The sequence below is a fragment of the Pontimicrobium sp. MEBiC06410 genome (assembly GCF_053601615.1).
This window is the reverse complement of sequence record NZ_JBSHNT010000155.1, coordinates 58,568-79,945: the sequence shown is the minus strand read 5'-3', so window position 1 is coordinate 79,945 and position 21,378 is coordinate 58,568. Positions and strand designations below refer to the sequence as shown.

Here is a 21,378-nt window from a genome sequence, read left to right as displayed (position 1 = left end):
TACTTCGGCTTTTTTAGTTATGCTATTATTTTCTATTCTTTTAAAAGCGACTCTAAATAAAAAGAAACTTTTATAGGAATGCCATTTCGTTCTACAACTAAACGTATGCGTTTCCCTTCTTCTTCATAAAAACGGCTCATAATCTCTTGTAAACTATAACTTTTAGTATCTTTCCCATTAAAAGAAATAACAACATCTCCTTTTTTTAACCCTACTCTTTCTGCTGGAGAGCCAGGTCTTACGCTCCCTATACTATACGCTGGTTTAATAACAAATTTAGACTTTGTTGCTATAACAGCTTGAACTTGTATAGTATTCCCTTTAACATTTGCCGACGAAGAAGTCGGAACATTGTTTATTTCTGTAACCAAACGTACACCATCATGCTCTAACTGAATTCCACTTTTATTGTATGAGAATGGTTCCCTAAAATTAGCATTTTTCTTTAGTATCATTTTTGCTCTCCTGTAATTCATTGTTACATTAAAACGCTTTAAAATCTCGCCTCCAACACTGCCATTTCTTCCTTTAATTTTTCTAATTGTTGCTATAATTGTAGAGTCTGGGAATGCTACTTTAGGTTTTTTCAACCTAAATGAATTTAATTTAATTTCATCTATTTTAGATCGTTTACCATGCACAACTCCACTTAGTCCATATCCTAAAAAGTCTTTAAAATAATTATCCCCAACAGTTAAACCTATGCTATCATTTTCAAATAACCACAAAGCATCGCTACTTCCCGAATCTATTAATAGCTTAATAGGGATAGTTTTATTATTTACAACACTTTCTACATTAAAGTAAGGTTTGTTATTGTAGAATTCTAAATTATACTCTTCGCACCTTTTACATGATTTCTGCTTATACTTATCTGGGTCTGTTAATTTTATATACTTACCCCTATAATTAATGTCAACCACAAAATCCTTAAAAATATCATAACCAATAATACCATGTATAGGAATTCCTAATCGAGGTGCAAAATTTATAGAAGAATCGAAAACCACATAAAAACTTTGATTGGTATTAATAGCGTCTCCTATTTTAAATTCGTTTTTTGATGATTTTAAAGCTTCTACATGCCCATCATTCCCTAACCCTTTTAAGTATATTCTTTCTGCATTTAAAATCTCTAAAGAATCTGAAGCTTTTAAAAAATTAAAAACTATAGGTCTTGACACTCCTGTATCTAATAAAAAGGATAAAGACACGCCATTAACTTCAACTGGTATAACAATAACATTATTTATAAGCTGAATTTTAATTTTATCAGTCCCTTTTTTATTCATCATTTTATATTTACCCTGTGAGGAGCAATAAGTTATCAAGAAAACTGATAAAAAAAGAAAAGAAAAAAAACGTTTAAATGGCATAAGTAAGTGTATAGCAACTTTCAAGTTAAACAACTTTGGCAAACTAGACACATAAAAGCTTGTTTTTTAAACAAATTTTAAGATATTTTTTCGCAACTTTGTTTTTTAAAATTAATGTTATGCCAACAATATCTAAGAAAGGCCAGTTAATGCCGCAATCCCCTATAAGAAAGCTTGTTCCTTTTGCTGAAAAAGCATATAAACAAGGAAAAACTGTATACCATTTAAATATTGGTCAACCAGATATAAAAACACCACAAGTAGCACTAGATGCAGTAAAAATACATTCTTTAGATATTCTAGCATATACTAGGTCTGAAGGCTCTGAGGGATACCGTGAAAAAATAGCAAATTACTATGCCAAAAATAACATTCATGTAAAGCATGATGATATTATTGTAACGACAGGAGGTAGTGAAGCATTACTATTTACTTTTGGAACTATTATGGATGTAGACGATGAAGTTATTATACCAGAACCTTTCTATGCTAACTATAATGGCTTCTCAACAGCATCTGGCGTAAAAGTGGTTCCTGTAATTTCTAAAATAGAAGATAATTTTGCCCTACCTCCTATTGAAGAGTTTGAAAAATTAATCTCTCCTAAAACAAAAGCGATTCTTATATGTAACCCAGGCAATCCCACAGGTTACTTATACTCTAAAGAAGAAATACAAAAGCTCGCAGAAATTGTAAAAAAACATGATTTATTTTTAATTGCAGACGAGGTATACCGTGAGTTTGCCTACGATGGTGCAAAACATTACTCTATTCTGCAAGAAGAAAGTTTAAGCAATCATGCTATAATTATAGATTCTGTTTCTAAGCGATACAGCATGTGTGGTGCAAGAATTGGATGTATGGTTTCTAAAAACAAAAATGTTATAGAGACTGCTTTAAAATTTGCACAAGCTAGACTAAGCCCTCCTACACTAGCGCAAATTGCTAGCGAAGCAGCATTAAATACACCACAGAGCTACTTTGATGATGTTATAGATGAATATGTAGAAAGACGAAATACTTTAATAGCCGAATTAAATAAAATTGAAGGACTAAAAGTGGCAAAACCTAAAGGAGCTTTTTATTGTATTGCCGAACTTCCTATAAAAAATAGCGATAAATTTGCACAATGGCTTTTAGAGTCTTTTGATGTTGATGGAGAAACAGTTATGGTAGCTCCAGCAGCAGGTTTTTATTCGACTCCTGGAGTTGGAATGAACCAAATACGTATTGCATACGTACTTAATAAAGAAAGCTTAATAAAAGCTGTAAATATTATAAAAGAAGCTTTAAAAGTCTATAAAGATTAGTGCACATTAAAACAGACATATCTTTAAAGCCCTACAATACTTTTGGTATAGATGTTAATGCGAAGCATTTTGTATCTGTAACATCTATACCAGAATTAAAATCGGTTTTAAAATTAAAAGAATACCCTAATAAATTAATTCTTGGTGGTGGTAGTAATATGCTACTCACTAAAGCCATTAATGCTTTAGTAATACATATTAACCTTAAAGGTATTTCTATTATTTCTCAAGAAGACACTTCTGTTCTAGTAAAGGCAGAGGCTGGTGAAAATTGGCATGAATTTGTATTATGGTGTATAGATAAAGACTTTGGAGGATTAGAAAACATGTCTCTAATTCCCGGAAATGTAGGAACTTCACCAATTCAAAACATAGGAGCTTATGGGGTAGAGTTAAAAGATCATTTTGTATCCTGTGAGGTATTAAACCTAGAAACATTAATTATAGAAACGTTTAATAAAGTTGACTGTAACTTTGGCTACCGTAATTCTATTTTTAAACAACAAGCTAAGGGGCAATACATTATACTTAATGTTGTTTTTAAACTAACAAAATCGAACCATGTATTACGAACTAATTATGGCGCAATACAGTCCCAATTAGAAGTAATGAACATTGCAAAACCTACCATTAAAACGATTTCGGAAGCTGTAATTGCTATTCGAGAAAGTAAATTACCAAACCCAAAAAAAATTGGGAATAGTGGTAGCTTCTTTAAAAACCCAATTATTCCTATAGAGGATTTTAAGCGACTACAATCTAATTTCCCAGAAGTACCAAGTTATAAAGTTTCAGATAAAGAAGTAAAAGTTCCAGCTGGTTGGCTTATTGAAAAAGCAGGGTTTAAAGGCAAAACATTTGGCAATTACGGAGTCCACAAAAAACAAGCTCTTGTACTTGTAAATTATGGTGGTGCACAAGGAAAAGATATCTTATTGCTCTCAAAACTTATTCAAAAAACTATTTATCGTATCTTTAATGTATCGATAGAAGCTGAAGTTAATATTTTATAATTCAACACAATAACTCAAGCACACAACTGTTAACTAACAATAAACACTCCCTCTAACATTGAATACAACAGTAGAAAAAGATATTGTAGCATTTTTAAAAAATGGTAATAAAAAAGCCATTTCACTATTATATGAAAATTATTCTGGTGCACTATTAGGTGTTATAAAAAAAGTAATTACAGATGATGATTTAGCACAAGATGTGCTTCAGGAAAGTTTTGTAAAAGTCTGGAAAAAAGGAAAAACATACAATCCTGAAAAAGCAAAATTATTTACTTGGTTGTACAGAATTGCATACAATACAGCTATAGATAAAATAAGATCTGTAACAAACAAAACAAATAAAGAAATCCAAATTGAAGCTTCTAACGTATATAAGTTGACTACCGATAGCTTAAATGAGGATACTCTAGATATAAAACGACATATTGGAAGCTTAGATTTAAAATATCAGACTGTAATTAATGCTCTTTATTTTGAAGGGATGACACAGCAAGAAGCCAGTGATGAATTAGAGATTCCATTAGGAACTATAAAATCGAGATTAAAAATAGGATTACGTGAATTAAAAAAAATTTACCATCCTTAATTATAAGTATAATGAATGTTGATATAACTACTTTTTTAAACTCTGACTTATTAGAGAATTATCTAATAGGCCAGACAACCCCAGAAGAAACTCTCAAGGTAGAAGATTACATTAAAAAGTATCCAGAGGTAAAAGCCGCATACAATACTATGCAAAATCAACTGGAACTTGTAGCCCAAACCAATGCAGAAGAAGCTCCATTACATCTATTAGGATCTATTTTAGAATCTATAGACGATAAACCTGTTGTAGCTTTAAACACAGCACCTTCAAAAAAATCATGGTATAAATTTGGTGTTGCTGCCAGTGTTGCTGCCTTATTATTTGCAAGTGCTTCTTTCTATTTCTTTAATTTAAATCAAAAATTAACTAATGAAAACCAAATAGTTGTTGATGAGCTTTTCGATTTAAGAAACGATATAGATAAAAACAACTCTAAGTTAGAAGCTTTAATGGAGCAGTTTGCCCAACTTAATAATCCAGAAACAGAAAAATACATTATTAAAGGAAATAAAAGAGCTAAAAATTTAAAAACTGTAGCATATATAAACCCTAAAGAAAAAACGTCTATGATAGATGTTGTAGCATTACCTACATTACCAAAAGAGAAATGTTACCAGATTTGGGCAGAAATGCAAGACAGAATGGTTAGTTTAGGTATTTTAAGTGAAACAGATAGACGCTTACAAAAAATACCTTACACAGAAGATGCTCTAGGTCTTACCATTACCATAGAACCCAAAGGTGGTAGCGAAAATATTTCTGGAGACACACCTGTTGCTGAGATAGAATTAAAAATTAATGACTAATTAAAAAATAGTCGTATATAAATTAAGAACCCCGTTAATTAATTAACGGGGTTCTGCGTATATAAATAAAGCATTATTCTTTATCGAATAATGCTTTATGAATAAAACCGGCTACAATAGCCCCAGCTATAGGAGCGAACCAAAACAGCCATAATTGTGCAGAATAATCGCCTCCAGCAAATAAAGCTTGACTAGTAGATCGTGCTGGGTTTACAGAAGTGTTAGTTATAGGAATACTAATTAAATGTATAAGTGTTAACCCTAACCCTATGGCTATAGGAGCAAAACCTTTAGGTACTTTATTACTTGTGCTACCTAAAATAATAAGCAGAAAAAAGAATGTTAGTAAAAACTCTACTATTAATCCAGAAAGCATAGAATAACCATCTGGAGACAACTCTCCATAGCCATTAGCAGCAAAACTGCCCACGCTAGTAAAACCTTCTTTACCTGAGACTATTAAATATAAAGTACTTGCGGCAACAATGGCCCCCACAATTTGCGCAATAATATAGCCTAACAATTCTTTGCCTGAGAATTTACCTCCTGCCCAAAGCCCAAAAGATACAGCTGGGTTAAAATGTCCTCCAGAAATATGCCCAACGGCATAAGCCATAGTTAAAACTGTTAAACCAAATGCTAGTGCAACACCAACAAATCCAATACCTAATTCTGGATAAGCAGCTGCAAAAACAGCACTACCACAACCTCCAAAAACAAGCCAGAAGGTTCCAAAAAATTCTGCAAATAATTTTCTCATAAAAATGTAACTAATTGGTTAATAATAGTAAAAGGTATTAATTCTACTTTTTTAAAAACAAAATAACATCTGTATTAAACATACACTTTAGATTAAATGCAAAAAAATCTGCTAAAGCGACATTTTAACTATAATAAAAGAGTTTCTATAAATAATACTTTAAAACCATTATCTTTGTAATCCCAATACATTAAAATTAAAAACACGTGAAACTCTTATTACTCACATTAGCATTATTAGGAATTGCTGTAGCTGGAATTGCTATAAAAATATGGGCAAAAAAAGATGGTAAGTTTGCTGGAACATGCGCTAGCCAGAACCCTATGTTAAATAAAGATGGGGAAGCTTGTGGTTTTTGTGGAAAAACTCCAGAGCAATTTGGAGATTGTAACGAACCTCAACACTCGTAACAAAATATGCTAATACTTGATATTGTATTCTATAGCTTTATAGCTATAGTATGTATACAAGTTGTGTTTTATGCTGTTCTCTTTGGTAATTTTGCTTTTAATAAAATCACAAATAAAAAAGAAAAACACCATAGTGTTTCCCTTATTATTTGTGCTAAAAATGAAGCTGAGAATTTAAAGCGTTTTTTGCCTTCCATTTTAAAACAGGACTATCCTAATTTTGAAATTGTTTTAATTAATGATGCCTCTTCAGATGATACTCTGGATATAATGGAAGCTTTTGCAGAACAACACAACAACATAAAAATTGTTAATGTTAAAAATATAGAAGCCTTTTGGGGTAATAAAAAATATGCACTTACACTGGGCATAAAAGCGGCAACACACGAGCATTTATTATTTACAGATGCAGATTGTGAACCTGTTTCTAATCAATGGATAAAATCAATGATTAGTAATTTTTCTGAAACTAATACAATTGTTTTAGGTTACGGCGCTTACATAAAATCCAAATATTCCCTATTAAACAAATTAATACGTTACGAAACACTTTTAACAGCGATACAATACTTTTCTTTTGCAAAAATAGGAATCCCATATATGGGTGTAGGCCGTAACTTAGCCTACAATCGTTCGGAATTTTATAAAACCAATGGTTTTATAAAACACATAAATATACGCTCTGGAGATGATGATTTATTTATAAACGAAGCAGCAAATTCAAAAAACACAAGTATATGTATCGATCAAAAAAGCTTTACCTACTCCATTCCTAAAAAAAGCTTTAAAGATTGGTTTATTCAAAAAAGAAGACATGTTTCTACAGCAAACAATTATAAATTTATTCATAAAAGTTTGCTGGCGCTGTTTTACAGCTCACAATTATTATTCTGGCTATTTGCAATTATTCTCTTAACAACACTCTTTTATTGGAAAGTTGTTACTGTATTAATTATTGTAAGACTTATAACACAATATCTGGTTGTAGGATTTTCAGCAAAAAAACTTAATGAGATAGATCTTTTATTTTTACTTCCTTTTTTAGAATTATTTTTAATTGTATTTCAATTAACTATATTTATATCCAATCTAATATCAAAACCAAAATATTGGAAGTAGAAGACGCCATAAAAAAAGCAAAACAGAACGATCAAAAAGCATTTAATTTTTTATTAGATGAATTCTGGGATAGTGTTTATGGTTTTCAATTAAAACGCATAAAAAACGAAAACGATGCAGAGGATATAACTATTCAAACATTCTCTAAAGCATTCGATCGTATAGAAACATATAAAGAGCAGTATACTTTTAAAACATGGTTAATAACCATTTCTAAAAATATTCATATAGATTTATTACGAAAAGCTAAAAGCTCCATAAACTCAAAAATCACAGATCATGAAGATGATAAAGTTTATAAAGTAGCAGACGAATCTCCAACACCAGAAGACAAATTAATTACTGAGCAAAATCTAGCGAAATTACTTCGGGATATAAAAAAATTAAAACCTCACTATCAAGAAGTTATTAATCTACGTTACTTTCAAGAACTTAGTTATAAAGAAATTAGCCAAGAACTTGAAGAGCCTATGAATAATGTAAAAGTAAAATTATTACGAGCAAAAAAATTATTAGCTGAAATTATTAAAAAGCATTAAATGGTTTCAATTAAAAAACTAGGCCCTGGGTTGTTATTTGCTGGTGCTGCCATTGGCGTCTCCCATTTAGTACAGTCTACAAGAGCTGGTGCCGATTTTGGTTTAAGCTTACTTTGGGCTTTATTGCTAGTAAACCTTTTTAAATATCCATTCTTTCAATTTGGCCCTCGTTATGCTGCAGCTACAGGAGAAAGCTTATTACAAGGTTATAAAAAACTAGGCAAAGGTGTTTTAATTACCTACTTCATTCTCACATTTGCAACCATGTTTACTATACAAACTGCCGTAACTATTGTTACCGCGGGGTTAGCCTCTAGTTTATTTGGAGACTTTTCTCCTATAATTATTGGTAGTATTACAATTAACAGTATTCAAATATGGACCGTTATCATTCTTTTAATTTGTCTATCAATTTTATTTATTGGTAAATACAAGTTATTAGATAAGCTCATTAAAATCATTATTATAACACTCACCATAAGTACACTCGTTGCAGTAACTATGGCTTTATTAAAAAATGAAACAACTATTACATTATCACAAAAATTACCAACAGCTTTAAACACTATAGAAATTGGGTTTCTTATTGCTTTTATGGGATGGATGCCTGCACCTTTAGATATTTCTATATGGCACTCACTATGGGCGATTGAAAAGCAAAAAGAAGCATCAGAATTTACCCAAAAATCTGCTTTATTAGATTTTAATATTGGTTATGTTGGAACTATTATTTTAGGGATTGGCTTTGTTCTTTTAGGAGCTTTAGTCATGTATAAAAGTGGCGAAACCTTTAGTAATAAAGCTGGTGTTTTTTCTAACCAGTTAATACAAATGTATACTAATAGTTTAGGAAATTGGTCCTACATTATTATTGGTATTGCAGCTTTTACAACAATGTTTAGTACCACATTAACAACGCTAGATGCTTCCCCAAGAGCCATGCATAAAACAACTGAATTATTAGGAGATATAACCATAAAACGAGGTTATTTATTTTGGATACTTTTACTCGTTTTTGGTACAATAATTATTTTTTTCTTTTTCCTTTCAGAAATGGGGAAATTAATAGAAATAGCAACTATTCTATCGTTTATAACAGCGCCTTTTTATGCTATAATTAACTATATATTAATTAGTGGTAAGCATACTCCAAAGCTATGGAGACCAACCAAAGGATTACATTTTTTAAGTTTGTTAGGCATTGTTTTTTTAATAGGTTTTAGTATTTGGTACCTTACTATAATATAGCTTAGTTCCCTATTTAAAATTACTACATAAAACTAACATTTACTTCGTATCTTTGTACCTCTAAAACAATTGCTTTTATGAAGAGTGAAACACAATCTGTAATACTACCTGAACAAAGACAGCCAAAACCAAAGTGGTTACGTGTAAAGTTACCAACAGGTAAAAAATACACAGAGTTACGAGGGCTAGTAGATAAGTACAAATTAAATACTATTTGCACCTCTGGTAGTTGTCCTAATATGGGAGAGTGTTGGGGAGAAGGTACTGCAACCTTTATGATTTTAGGAAATGTATGCACACGTTCTTGTGGGTTTTGTGGCGTAAAAACGGGAAGACCAGAAACAGTAGATTGGGATGAACCAGAAAAAGTAGCACGTTCTATAAAAATAATGAACATTAAACACGCTGTTTTAACCAGTGTAGATCGCGATGATATAAAAGATATGGGAAGCATTATGTGGGCAGAAACTGTAAAAGCTGTTCGTAGAATGAACCCTAATACTACTTTAGAAACCTTAATACCAGATTTCCAAGGTATAGAAAGACACCTTGATCGCATTATAAAAGTGGCTCCAGAAGTTGTTTCTCATAATATTGAGACTGTAAGACGATTAACTAGAGAAGTTCGTATACAAGCAAAATACGATAGAAGTATGAGCGTTTTAAAATATTTAAAACAACAAGGACAACGCCGCACAAAATCTGGCATTATGCTAGGTTTAGGAGAAACTCGTGAAGAAGTTATAGAAACACTTCATGATTTGCGTAATAACGACGTGGATGTCGTTACTATTGGTCAGTATTTACAACCAAGTAAAAAACATTTGCCTGTAAAACAATTTATAACGCCAGATCAATTTGAAGAGTATAAAAAAATTGGTCTAGATTTAGGATTTCGTCATGTAGAAAGTAGTGCTTTAGTACGTTCTTCATACAAAGCTCAAAAACACATTAATTAATGATAAGAGTTGCCATAAATGGTTTTGGTCGTATTGGCCGACGAGTTTTTAGGTTATTACATGAACATTCTGCTATAACTGTTGTAGCGATTAATGATCTTGCCGATACAAAAACCCTGAGTCATTTATTAAAATACGATAGTATTCATGGCGTATTTAAAAGTAATATTTCTCATAATGAGCATCATATCATTATTAATGACAAGTTGGTTCCACTTTTAAATGAAACACATCCAAAAACAATAGATTGGACTCCCTTTAATGTAGACATTGTTATTGAAGCCTCAGGCAAATTTAAAACATCGCAAGAACTACAATACCATATAAACAATGGAGCTAAACGTGTTATATTAAGTGTTCCTCCTTTAGAAGACGACATAAAAACCATTGTTTTAGGAACCAATGAGCATATATTAACTGGAGAGGAAAACATTATTTCTAATGCCTCCTGTACCACAAATAATGCAGCACCTATGATTGCTGTTATAAATGACCTTTGTGGTATTAATCAAGCATACATAACAACAATACACTCTTATACAACCGACCAAAGTTTACACGATCAGCCCCATAGAGATTTACGTCGCGCTCGTGCAGCAGGGCAATCTATTGTTCCAACAACCACAGGAGCAGCAAAAGCATTAACTAAAATATTTCCAGATTTAGCAAATGTTATAGGAGGTTGTGGTATTAGAGTCCCCGTACCAAACGGCTCATTAACAGATATAACCTTTAATGTAAAAAAAACAGTTTCTATAGAAGACATTAATGCAGCCTTTAAAATAGCTTCGCAAACAAAATATAAAAATATTTTAGAGTATACAGAAGACCCTATTGTATCTATAGACATTGTTGGAAACCCGCATTCTTGTATTTTTGATGCGCAAATGACCTCGGTAATTGGTAACATGGTAAAAATTATTGGATGGTATGATAATGAAACGGGGTATTCTAATAGAGTAATAGATCTAATCCTCAATTTGTATAAAAAATAAGCGCCTTTAGCCTATAAATAATTATATTTGTGAGTAAACAACTCTCTAAATGCCTATTTATAACAAGATTATTTGTGTATTTTTATTAGTAATGGGTATTACTATAAATGCTCAAAATACTCCTAAAAACAATATTGAAACTACACAAGTTAAAATTGATTCTATACTTGATTCATACAAAAAAAATATAGCTAATAATAACTATTACCAAGCATTATTAGATTTAGAACTGGCATTAAATCATGCAAATACTATTGATAATAAAAAGAATATTGGTTTTATTTATTCGAAAATAGGAAAACTTCAGCACAAAATTAAAGAAACCGATAAGTCTATAAATACACTTATAAAAGCTATAGATATTCAACGCGCAACAAATGATATTAAAAACTTAGCTATAACTTATAATATTATTGGTAACGTATACGCCGATAAAAAAGATTATGACCAAGCCATAGCATACTACGAATCTGCAGAAACATTATTTAGACAAAAAAGTACGCCAAACCTAGAAGCAGAAGTATTATTAAATAAAGGAAAAGCACAATTAGAAAATAATGCCTTTGAAAAAGCTAAAAAAACTCTTGAAAAAGCTATAAAAATAGCCAAGAAAAAACAGTTAACACCTATTTTAAGCAGTAGTTTAATTCAATTAGGCAAAACACTACATAAACTAAATTATTTAGGAAAAGCTCTAGAAAATGCTAATGATGGTTACGATATAGCCAAGGCTAATGGTTATAGCTCCACACTACTAGAAGGCTGCATGGTGTTAAGTGACCTACACAAAAGTGATGGTAATTTAAAATTATCTAATGACTATTTAAGGTATCACATAAAACTATCAGATTCATTAGCAGCCGTAAATCAATCTGCTTTTTCCCAAAAGCCAATTATTATTAAACCAAAAAAGACTGGTGTTTTAAAAAAAGAAGTCCAACCAACAGCTCAAAAAAAGGAAAGTAATACTTTCAATCAATTAACAACAATACTAAGTATTGCTTTAATTACAATATTATCGCTATTAACATTATCACTTTATAAAAACAATAATATTAGGTTAAAATCCAACAACGTTTTACATAAAAAAAATGCAGAGCTAATAGTTGCGAAAGAAAAAGCAGAATTGGCGTCTAGAACAAAGGCCAATTTTTTATCTACAGTAACACATGAGCTAAGAACACCTTTATACGCAGTTACAGGTTTAACTAATATGCTGTTAGATGAAAACCCTAAACCAGAGCAAATACAACATTTAAAGTCTTTAAAATTCTCAGGAGATTACTTATTAACATTTATAAATGACATTCTTCAAATTAATAAAATTGAAGCAAATAAAGTAGACATAGAACCTGAAACCTTCAATTTAAAAAAGAAAATAACTAACGTAATATCTGCGTTAAACAATTCTGCATTAGATAATAATATAAAAATTCATTTAGAGTACGATAAAACTTTGCCTTTAAACTACAATGCAGACCAATTAAAAATATCACAAATATTAATTAACCTTATTGGTAATTCTATAAAATTTACAAAAGATGGAGACATCTGGATAAGAGCAAATAAAATTGGTGAAAAGAACGGAATTTATAACATTCGTTTTGAAGTAGAAGATAATGGCATAGGTATTGGTAAAGAAAAGCAAGAACACTTATTTGAAAGTTTTTCTCAAGGTTCTATACAAATTAATCGTAAATATGGAGGCACAGGATTAGGTTTATCCATTGTTAAAGGTTTAATTGATATCTTGAAAGGAAAAATTTATCTTAAAAGTGAGCTCGGTAAAGGATCAACTTTTATATTTGAACTCCCAATGCAATATACAGACGAAGTAGTAAAGAAAAAAAAGATTAATTATTTTAATGATGTTAATGACTTGGATTTAAGCAATATTAAAATTTTAGTAGTAGAAGACAACAAAATCAATCAAATGATTACAAAAAAGATTCTAAACAAAATGAATCTTAATTGTGATGTTGTCGACAACGGTGAAGAAGCCGTAGATAGAGTTAAAACAACAGATTACAATGTTGTTTTAATGGATATTCATATGCCAGGAATTAGTGGTATAGAAGCCACAAAAATTATCCGAACGTTCGATCAAGAACTTACTATATTTGCTTTAACAGCAGTAACTATAGAGGATAAAATGCAAGAATTTGAAGATGCAGGATTTAACAATATTATATCCAAGCCCTTTAAACAGGAAGACTTCGAACGTAAATTATTCAATGCTTTAATTCCAGACGAAGACTAATTACTATTATTTAAAACGTAGTTTTTAACTATAGTATTAAAAGTTAAAACATTGTCTAACTGTGTTTCAATAGGCAAGTAAAACAACTTATCTTTTAATTGGTTAAAATCTTTTAATCTCATATAGTCTTTTTCCGTAGTAATAATTAAACTATTTTTAGCAATAGTATTAACATCTTCATTAGTAAAATGATGATGATCTTTATATTCTAAATGATTAAATTGTAGTTGTTTGCCTCTTAAAAAGGCAATTAGCGTATTAGCATTGGCTATACCAGTAACTAAAGTAAATTTAGGTAGCGCTTCTAAATCTCTCGCTTTGTTTAAAGAAAGGACACTATTACTATACACAATGGTACTAAAAAATACATACTGACCATTTTTAGGAGCTATTTTTTTTATTATAGTTTGTTTTTCCTCTATACTTAAAGTACTTGGGCATTTAGTTACCACTATACACTGTGCTCGTTTTGCACCTTGCCTAGGCTCTCTTAAATTACCAGAAGGCAAAACCCAATCCTTAACATATAAATTAGCATACGTTGTTAATAAAATATTAAACCCTGCTTTTACTTTTCTGTGCTGAAAAGCATCATCTAGTATAATAACCTCTGGCTTTGGAGTTAATTTCAAAAGATTAGCAATTCCATTCTGTCTATTGCCATCAACAGCAACATTAATAGTATTAGAAAACTTATTAAAAAATTGAAAAGGCTCATCGCCTAATGTTTCGGCAGAAGCTTTTTCATTAGCTAATAAATACCCTTTAGTTTTACGTCCATACCCTCTACTTAAAGTAGCCAATTGGTATTCATCTTTTAGTAAACGTATTAAGTACTCTACCATAGGTGTCTTACCAGTTCCTCCTGTACTTAAATTACCAACACAAATTACTGGCAAATCATAAGATTTTGAAGACTTAATATTATAATCGTAAAGCAAATTACGAAACCACGTTATTAAATAATAAATAGGTACAAAAGGAAAAGTAATATATCTTAATAACTTCATTTAAACAGTTTCAGCATAACGAAAGTAAATATTTTATATTTGTTTCTAAATCAATTCACAAAATAATATGATTGTTCAAGATGTCATTAATCATTTAGAAACCTATGCACCTTTAGCTTATGCTGAAGATTTTGACAATGTTGGTCTATTGGTAGGAGACAAAAAGCAAACAGTAACAGGAGTATTAGTTACTCTAGATACACTAGAAGCTGTTGTAGAAGAAGCCATTGCAAATAAATGCAATCTTATAGTGAGCTTCCACCCTATTATTTTTAAAGGCTTAAAAAAGATAACAGGTAAAAATTATGTAGAGCGCGTAGTACTTAAAGCCATAAAACATGACATTGCAATTTATGCCATTCATACCGCTTTAGACAACCATGTAAATGGAGTAAATGATATAATAAGTAATCAGTTAGAACTGAAGCATAAAAAAATTCTAATTCCACAATCGCAAACTATAAAAAAATTAACAACTTATGTACCAAAACAAGACGCTGAAGCATTAAGAAATGCTCTTTTTCAAGCGGGTGCAGGAGCTATAGGAAATTACAATAACTGTAGTTTTAATGTAAATGGTATAGGTAGTTATAATGGTAACAAATTTTCTAACCCAACCAAAGGTATAAAAGGAGAAACACATTACGAAGAAGAAACTAAAATTACAGTAACGTTCTCTAAACACTTAGAATCTAAAATTGTTAACACACTTTTAAAAAGTCACTCATACGAAGAAGTCGCTTACGAAATAATAACACTGGAAAATAAAAACCAAAATATAGGAATGGGAATGATTGGTGAATTAGCAACACCAATGCTAGAATTAACATTTTTAAGTTATTTAAAAGAAAAAATGAATACAGAAGCCATTAGGCATTCTCAATTATTAAACAAACCAATACAAAAAGTAGCCGTTTTAGGAGGATCGGGAAGCTTTGCTATAAATGCAGCTAAAGCTGCTGGAGCAGATATTTTTGTAACAGCAGATTTAAAATACCATGATTTTTTCTCTGCCGAAAATCAAATTATTTTAGCAGATATTGGACATTATGAAAGTGAACAGTACACAAAAAACGGTTTAGTAGCACATCTTAAGAAAAAATTCACTAATTTTGCAATCATTTTATCAAATATAAATACCAATCCTGTTAAGTATTTTTAAACTATGGCAAAGAGTAAAGAAGTAACTGTTGAAGAACGTCTAAGATCTTTATATGACTTACAATTAATCGATTCAAGAATTGATGAAATAAGAAACGTTCGTGGAGAACTTCCTTTAGAAGTAAGCGATTTAGAAGATGAAGTTGCTGGATTAAATGCAAGATTAGAAAAACTTATCGCGAGTTTAGAATCTGTAGATAGCGAAATTAGTGCTAGAAAAAATAGCATTGAAGAATCTAAAGCGTTAATAAAAAAGTATAGCGAGCAACAAAAAAACGTTAGAAATAACAGAGAGTACAACTCTATTACAAAAGAGATTGAGTACCAAGAACTTGAGATTGAGCTAGCTGAAAAACACATTAGAGAATTCAGAGCGCAAATAGAGCAGAAAAAAGAAGTTGTTGAAAAAACAAAACAACATGTAAAAGATAGAGAAACACACCTTAAACACAAAAAGAGTGAGTTAGATGCTATCTTAGCAGAAACTGCAAAAGAAGAAGAAGCCTTAATTAAAAAGTCTGAAGATTACAAAAAGAAAATCGAAGACCGTTTAGTAAAAGCTTACAACAGAATTCGTAACAATGTAAAAAATGGATTAGCAGTTGTACCAATCGAAAGAGGAGCATCTGGAGGATCTTACTTTACTATTCCACCACAAGTACAAATGGAAATTGGAGCTCGTAAAAAAATCATTACAGATGAGCACAGTGGTCGTATTCTAGTAGACGAACTTTTAGCTATGGAGCAAAAAGAAAAAATGGAAAAAATGTTTAGAAAACTATAATTCTATTTAAAATATATTCTAAAAGCCTTTACAAATTTGTAAAGGCTTTTTTATTTAATATAATTTTAACCTCTCAGCATTTAAGTTTTTACGTTTATCCCCGACCAATACATAAACACTATTTAATTATAATATAAATCTGCCAAAACAAACCTTGCGATAAAACAAGATAAACTATGGCAAAAAATACAGACCAATAAAAACACTTAAAAAGATGAAAAAAATAATTCCAGCAATAATCATTCTTTTATTATTTAGTTGCCAAAATACAGCACAAAACCCTAAACAAGAACAAGTAAAAAATGCAACACCAGTTGAAGTTCCTTTAGAAAACGGATTAGCTAAAGCCTATTTTGCCAGCGGTTGTTTTTGGTGTGTAGAAGCCATCTACGAAAGTGTTAATGGTGTTAAAGAATCTATTAGTGGTTACTCTGGCGGACACACCAAAAACCCCACATACGAAGCAAGCAATACAGGAAGAACAGAGCATGCCGAAGCTGTAGAAGTTATTTACGATCCAAACATAGTAAGCTTTGCAACTCTAGTAGATGTTTATTTTGCATCGCAAAACCCAACACAAGTTAACGGACAAGGCCCAGACAGAGGATCGCAATATAGATCTATTATCTTTTTTCAAAATGATGAACAAAAGAAAATTATAGAAGAAAAGAAAGCTGCTTTAGCAGAAAAACTAGGCAAAACAATTGCGGCCGAAGTCTATCCTTTTCAAAAATTTTGGGTCGGCGAAGATTACCATCAAAACTACGAAAGACTACATCCTAATCAAGGGTACATACGTAGCGTTTCTATCCCTAGACTAAAACGTTTTCAAGCAAAAATGCCTGAAGTATTAAAAAAGAATAAGCATTAAGCTAATGCTTTTTTATAGCATTCTAAAACTCCTCTTAGTCTTATTTTTTTCTTATTGACATTAAAATCACCTAAAAAAACACCCCCTTTAACAGTTAAAAAAAGTGTCTCATCGAATTTATTGCTGATTATACATTCTTATTACTAGATTATATTTCGTAAGAATTATCTTTGTCATCGAATTTATTTGACGACAATTTCAAACTCTAATTAATATATAAGTATATGAAAGCTCCCAATTTAAACGTTATATTTTTATATTTCATTCTTTCTTTTATTTCTGCTAATAGTTTTTCTCAAGAAATAGATACTGATAATGACAGTGTTATAAACAGGTTAGATGTAGATGATGATAATGATGGACTCTTAGACACAACAGAATGCCCAGCAATTACTGGAGCCACAACACCACACGGAGATGCCATAAGTTGGTCTAAAGATAAATTTGATGTCTTTGCTATAGGAAATAACACTACAGGTTTAGGCTATCAAGAATCTGGTTTCGAACAAGAAATATTTAATAGAGGGCAAGCTTTAACCGTTTTAAATGGGACTAATGATTATCTTTTTCCTGCAAGCTCAACAGTAGATGGTTCTGGTTCTGAAAGTATAGGAACATTTAGTAATGGCACTTTAGATTTTGAAGATAATTACATATATCGCTCGTATGAAGTAGATGAATTTAGAGCTACAACTGCTGGGTCTTTCATCTCAGGAAATGCTGGGTCTGCTGTTTATGTATACCCAGAAGTTGGAAATCAAACAGGTGATTATTATACCGTTAATATCAATTTTACTGAACCAGTAGCTTCTTTTAGCTTTGATTTTGTTGATGCATACGATACAAATGATGATGGAGCCGTTATCAATTACGAAGTTTATGCAGATGGAGAATTAGTCGCTTACTTTAGTGATGCTTATTTAGGTAGTGATGCTATTGGTAATGTTGACTTATATGATGCAGATGGTATATTTAAGGGAGCTTTAGGCTTTGGTCAGAATATAGAAACTACTGTAGGCTTTGCTACTAACGAACCCGTTAGTGTGGTATCAATTAAACACATCGTCATTTCAGGGAACTTAGCAACTGCAACACATGATCCACATGGTTTAGACACATTTGCTTATAGTTTTCTATGTAAAGCTCAAATAGATATTGATGTAGACGAAGATGGAATTCCTGATAATATAGAAGGACAACCAACAGCAGGTTACATATATCCAAGTGGCACAGTAAACACTACTGGTCCTTATATAGGATTATGGAACAACTACGGAACTGGAATTACTCCAGAAGATACAGATGGAGACTTAACCTATGATTATTTAGACTTAGACTCTGACAATGATGGGACTCCTGATATTGAAGAAAATGGAATGACTAATATTTCTAGCAACAATGACACAGATAACGATGGACTAGACGATAATTTTGAAAACTCTAATATAAATGATCCATACGATTCAAACGATGAAATAGATGACCCAACAGATTTAAGTATTTTACCAGATACAGATGCAGACTTAACCTATGGAGGTGATTTAGATTATAGAGATGATTTAGGGACTCATAAATACGAAGCTTCATTAGATTTTGATGGTGTTGATGATTATTTAACAGGAAATAGCATCCTAAATGGATTAGGAGAACTTACTATTATGGCATGGATTAAAATAGACCCTGCTAATGCTGGCGTACCAAATAACACTATTGCTGGAGAAGATTTAGCCTGTAGGTTATATGTGCAAGATGGAAATAAATTATTGTTTGGAACTCATACTTCTGCTAATATTACAAGTATATCTGACGGAGGAGATATTAATTACAACGAATGGCACCATATAACAGGGACGTTTTCCACAACAACTGGAACACAAACTATCTATATAGATGGACAGTTAATTGATACGAATACTAATTCTAGTCAAATTGGAGAAGTTATTTCAAATACAGCAGCTTGGAACGGAAAATTTGAAGTTGGTCGTTATTCAAATACAGCAATAAACAAACAGTATTTTGATGGAGAAATAGATGAATTAAGAATATTTGGAGAAGCTTTAACTGAAGATCAAATACAACGTATTATATATCAAGAAATTGAGCAAAACTCAAGTTTTATTAAAGGAACTGTAATAGATAGAGATATTATTGACGCGGTTACAAATCAAAAAATAGCATGGACTAATTTACTAGCTTACTTTCCTATGACAAATATTGTAAATAGCGAGATAGAAGATCATTCGATGCATACAAATACTCTATTACTACGTAATATTACAACACTACAGGATCAAACTGCTCCAATGCCATACGAAACCAATACAGATGGCGACTGGACTAATGAATCTACTTGGCTACACGGTGATGTTTGGGATATAGAAGATGTTATCTCTAATAAAGATTGGAGTATTGTTAACATTAAAAATGATGTTAATACAAATAACTCTCACAAGCATTTGGGGTTAATAATAGACAACGACAAAACACTAACTATAAATAATGATAACCCATTAATTAATACATGGTATTTAGACCTTAATGGTATCATTGATTTACAAGGAGAATCTCAATTAGTCCAAACTACAAATAGCGAACTAACAACATCAAGTTCTGGAAAAATATTAAGGCGTCAAGAAGGTCAAAGTAATGTTTACAGATACAACTATTGGAGTGCTCCAGTGAGCACTATAAACACAACAGCAAACAATACTGGTTTTAGCTTAAATATGTTAAAAGACACAAATGGCCATATTCAATTTACAACAAGCCATACCCCATCAGTAACAACACCTGCTTCTATAAGTACTGCTTGGACCTATACATTCGAAAATGGAGTTACATATTACGATTGGGATCACCTTGATCAAGCATCTATTATCTCTTCAGGAATTGGTTACTCTCAAAAAGGATCAGGGCAAAGTGGCCAATACATATTTGAAGGAAAACCAAATAATGGAGATATAAATATTACTGCTACGGATACTGGTGGTTCTGGTTCTGTACCTGGAGTATCTAAAACAAGTTTTTTATTAGGAAATCCGTATCCATCTGCTATAGATGTACATGAATTTATAGATGACAATGCCTCTATTATTGGCGGTGAAATCTATCTATGGGAACAATGGGCAGGAGAAAGCCATGTTACAGTAGAGTATCAAGGAGGCTATGCCATTGTAAATAAATTAGCAGGAGTAAGAGCATATCAAATACTGGGGAACCTTGGAGGAGATACCGGTTCTCAAGATGGAACAAAAACACCTACAAGATATATTCCAGTTGGTCAAGGCTTTTTTACAGAAATTGAGAATAGTGGAACGCTTAAGTTTAAAAACTCTCAACGCATATTTATAAAAGAATCTGATGCAGATGGAACATATAATAATGGATCTGTATTCTTTAAAAGCAATGCCAATTCTATTGTAAATGAAGCAATTACTTTTCAAAAAATACGCTTGCAGTTTAACACTTCTAACGATCTAAGTAGAGAACTTGTATTAGGATTTAGTGACAGTACCTCTGATGATTTTGATTATGGTTACGATGCAAATATCGATAACTTTAATGAAAGTGATTTAGCAACAATTCTAGAGGGCAAAAAATATGCTATTCAAGCATTTTCACCAATTCATGACGATAAAGAAATAGATTTAGCCTTAAACAGCGATGCTAATTTAAGTTACACAATTAGTATGATAGACACTGAAAACATAGATCAATCTCAAGAGATTTATTTATGGGATGTTCAAGAAAACATATACCATAATTTAAGAACTGGAGATTATAGTTTTACAGCACTAACAGAAGAAAACACAACACGATTTAAACTAGTGTTTAAAGCAGAAGAAACACTATCAACCCTAGAGCACAATTTAGATTCTATACTTGTATATATAAACAATACAGAAGACAAACTCTATATTAAAGGGCTTAACGAAAATGTAAAAAAATTACATATAGTTAATATACTAGGTCAAAATGTGGTAGAGTACAGAAAATTAAACAGCCAACAATTAAACCAAGGTTTAACTACAGCCAAACTAAGTTCAGGTGTATATATTATAAATCTAGAGCTAGAAAACGGAGCCGCTCTAGCTAAGAAAGTAATTATCAATTAGCATTCTTTAGGCCTACATTTTAATAAAACCAGATCAAAACATAAAATTAA

The 21,378-nt window shown here is 31.3% G+C and carries 18 protein-coding genes; 15 read left to right on the top strand and 3 right to left on the bottom strand.

Annotated elements, in window-relative coordinates:
* Window positions 1-32: 32 nt before the first annotated feature.
* Entirely contained in the window at window positions 33-1,295 is a 1,263-nt protein-coding gene (locus ACVC08_RS11425) for an aspartyl protease family protein (RefSeq protein WP_452602119.1), read from the bottom strand.
* Window positions 1,296-1,495: 200 nt separating this feature from the next.
* Between ACVC08_RS11425 and ACVC08_RS11420 the strand changes: the two genes are divergently transcribed.
* Genes ACVC08_RS11420 through ACVC08_RS11405 form a run of 4 tightly spaced genes read left to right on the top strand, consistent with a single transcriptional unit; the run spans window position 1,496 to window position 5,097 of the window.
* Window positions 1,496-2,686 (top strand): pyridoxal phosphate-dependent aminotransferase, encoded by a 1,191-nt coding sequence (locus tag ACVC08_RS11420; RefSeq protein ID WP_452599340.1) that lies wholly within the window; start codon window positions 1,496-1,498, stop codon window positions 2,684-2,686.
* Complete coding sequence (gene murB / locus ACVC08_RS11415) at window positions 2,686-3,699, top strand: UDP-N-acetylmuramate dehydrogenase (protein ID WP_452602118.1); 1,014 nt, start codon at window positions 2,686-2,688, stop codon at window positions 3,697-3,699. Before ACVC08_RS11420 ends, murB begins: the two co-directional genes overlap by 1 nt.
* Window positions 3,700-3,757: 58 nt before the next feature.
* Window positions 3,758-4,288, top strand: coding sequence for an RNA polymerase sigma factor (locus ACVC08_RS11410; protein WP_452599342.1), 531 nt, complete (start codon window positions 3,758-3,760; stop codon window positions 4,286-4,288).
* Window positions 4,289-4,299: 11 nt separating this feature from the next.
* Window positions 4,300-5,097 (top strand): anti-sigma factor domain-containing protein, encoded by a 798-nt coding sequence (locus ACVC08_RS11405; RefSeq protein WP_452602117.1) that lies wholly within the window; start codon window positions 4,300-4,302, stop codon window positions 5,095-5,097.
* Between the two features lie 73 nt (window positions 5,098-5,170).
* On the opposite strand, the gene aqpZ is transcribed toward ACVC08_RS11405, so the two are convergent.
* Window positions 5,171-5,857 (bottom strand): aquaporin Z, encoded by a 687-nt coding sequence (gene aqpZ, locus ACVC08_RS11400; RefSeq protein ID WP_452602116.1) that lies wholly within the window; start codon window positions 5,855-5,857, stop codon window positions 5,171-5,173.
* A 206-nt stretch (window positions 5,858-6,063) separates the two neighbouring features.
* Here aqpZ and ACVC08_RS11395 point away from each other — a divergent pair, with 206 nt between their 5' ends.
* The 7 genes from ACVC08_RS11395 to ACVC08_RS11365 all read left to right on the top strand — a co-directional run bounded on the left by ACVC08_RS11395 (window position 6,064) and on the right by ACVC08_RS11365 (window position 13,387).
* Window positions 6,064-6,267: a membrane or secreted protein gene (locus ACVC08_RS11395; protein WP_452599345.1), complete on the top strand. Its 204-nt coding sequence runs from the start codon at window positions 6,064-6,066 to the stop codon at window positions 6,265-6,267.
* Between the two features lie 6 nt (window positions 6,268-6,273).
* Complete coding sequence (locus tag ACVC08_RS11390) at window positions 6,274-7,386, top strand: glycosyltransferase (protein WP_452602115.1); 1,113 nt, start codon at window positions 6,274-6,276, stop codon at window positions 7,384-7,386.
* Window positions 7,377-7,925 (top strand): RNA polymerase sigma factor, encoded by a 549-nt coding sequence (locus ACVC08_RS11385; protein ID WP_452599347.1) that lies wholly within the window; start codon window positions 7,377-7,379, stop codon window positions 7,923-7,925. The genes ACVC08_RS11390 and ACVC08_RS11385 overlap by 10 nt, the downstream gene beginning before the upstream one ends.
* Window positions 7,926-9,173, top strand: a complete 1,248-nt coding sequence (locus tag ACVC08_RS11380) for an NRAMP family divalent metal transporter (RefSeq protein WP_452602114.1) — start codon at window positions 7,926-7,928, stop codon at window positions 9,171-9,173.
* A 77-nt stretch (window positions 9,174-9,250) separates the two neighbouring features.
* Complete coding sequence (gene lipA / locus ACVC08_RS11375; protein ID WP_452602113.1) at window positions 9,251-10,132, top strand: lipoyl synthase; 882 nt, start codon at window positions 9,251-9,253, stop codon at window positions 10,130-10,132.
* Window positions 10,132-11,127: a type I glyceraldehyde-3-phosphate dehydrogenase gene (gene gap, locus ACVC08_RS11370; RefSeq protein ID WP_452599350.1), complete on the top strand. Its 996-nt coding sequence runs from the start codon at window positions 10,132-10,134 to the stop codon at window positions 11,125-11,127. The genes lipA and gap overlap by 1 nt, the downstream gene beginning before the upstream one ends.
* A 49-nt stretch (window positions 11,128-11,176) precedes the next feature.
* Window positions 11,177-13,387: an ATP-binding protein gene (locus ACVC08_RS11365; RefSeq protein ID WP_452602112.1), complete on the top strand. Its 2,211-nt coding sequence runs from the start codon at window positions 11,177-11,179 to the stop codon at window positions 13,385-13,387.
* Here the strand turns inward: ACVC08_RS11365 and lpxK are convergent.
* On the bottom strand, window positions 13,384-14,397 hold the full coding sequence (gene lpxK, locus ACVC08_RS11360; RefSeq protein ID WP_452599352.1) for a tetraacyldisaccharide 4'-kinase: 1,014 nt from the start codon (window positions 14,395-14,397) through the stop codon (window positions 13,384-13,386). The two genes, ACVC08_RS11365 and lpxK, sit on opposite strands and share 4 nt — an antisense overlap.
* Before the next feature lie 67 nt (window positions 14,398-14,464).
* Here lpxK and ACVC08_RS11355 point away from each other — a divergent pair, with 67 nt between their 5' ends.
* From ACVC08_RS11355 to ACVC08_RS11340, 4 genes are all read left to right on the top strand, one after another.
* Window positions 14,465-15,559 (top strand): Nif3-like dinuclear metal center hexameric protein, encoded by a 1,095-nt coding sequence (locus ACVC08_RS11355; RefSeq protein ID WP_452599353.1) that lies wholly within the window; start codon window positions 14,465-14,467, stop codon window positions 15,557-15,559.
* A gap of 3 nt (window positions 15,560-15,562) precedes the next feature.
* Complete coding sequence (locus ACVC08_RS11350) at window positions 15,563-16,342, top strand: zinc ribbon domain-containing protein (RefSeq protein ID WP_452599354.1); 780 nt, start codon at window positions 15,563-15,565, stop codon at window positions 16,340-16,342.
* Window positions 16,343-16,556: 214 nt separating this feature from the next.
* Entirely contained in the window at window positions 16,557-17,213 is a 657-nt protein-coding gene (gene msrA / locus ACVC08_RS11345) for a peptide-methionine (S)-S-oxide reductase MsrA (protein ID WP_452602111.1), read from the top strand.
* 224 nt (window positions 17,214-17,437) lie between these two features.
* Entirely contained in the window at window positions 17,438-21,328 is a 3,891-nt protein-coding gene (locus ACVC08_RS11340) for a LamG-like jellyroll fold domain-containing protein (RefSeq protein ID WP_452602110.1), read from the top strand.
* The last annotated feature ends 50 nt before the right edge of the window (window positions 21,329-21,378 follow it).

Coding starts and splice junctions, on each gene's coding strand:
- ACVC08_RS11425 (WP_452602119.1), bottom strand. CDS start 1,295: ATGATGAATAAAAAAGGGACTGATAAAATTAAAATTCAGCTTATAAAT.
- ACVC08_RS11420 (WP_452599340.1), top strand. CDS start 1,496: ATGCCAACAATATCTAAGAAAGGCCAGTTAATGCCGCAATCCCCTATA.
- ACVC08_RS11405 (WP_452602117.1), top strand. CDS start 4,300: ATGAATGTTGATATAACTACTTTTTTAAACTCTGACTTATTAGAGAAT.
- aqpZ (WP_452602116.1), bottom strand. CDS start 5,857: ATGAGAAAATTATTTGCAGAATTTTTTGGAACCTTCTGGCTTGTTTTT.
- ACVC08_RS11390 (WP_452602115.1), top strand. CDS start 6,274: ATGCTAATACTTGATATTGTATTCTATAGCTTTATAGCTATAGTATGT.
- ACVC08_RS11380 (WP_452602114.1), top strand. CDS start 7,926: ATGGTTTCAATTAAAAAACTAGGCCCTGGGTTGTTATTTGCTGGTGCT.
- lipA (WP_452602113.1), top strand. CDS start 9,251: ATGAAGAGTGAAACACAATCTGTAATACTACCTGAACAAAGACAGCCA.
- gap (WP_452599350.1), top strand. CDS start 10,132: ATGATAAGAGTTGCCATAAATGGTTTTGGTCGTATTGGCCGACGAGTT.
- ACVC08_RS11365 (WP_452602112.1), top strand. CDS start 11,177: ATGCCTATTTATAACAAGATTATTTGTGTATTTTTATTAGTAATGGGT.
- lpxK (WP_452599352.1), bottom strand. CDS start 14,397: ATGAAGTTATTAAGATATATTACTTTTCCTTTTGTACCTATTTATTAT.
- ACVC08_RS11355 (WP_452599353.1), top strand. CDS start 14,465: ATGATTGTTCAAGATGTCATTAATCATTTAGAAACCTATGCACCTTTA.
- ACVC08_RS11350 (WP_452599354.1), top strand. CDS start 15,563: ATGGCAAAGAGTAAAGAAGTAACTGTTGAAGAACGTCTAAGATCTTTA.
- msrA (WP_452602111.1), top strand. CDS start 16,557: ATGAAAAAAATAATTCCAGCAATAATCATTCTTTTATTATTTAGTTGC.
- ACVC08_RS11340 (WP_452602110.1), top strand. CDS start 17,438: ATGAAAGCTCCCAATTTAAACGTTATATTTTTATATTTCATTCTTTCT.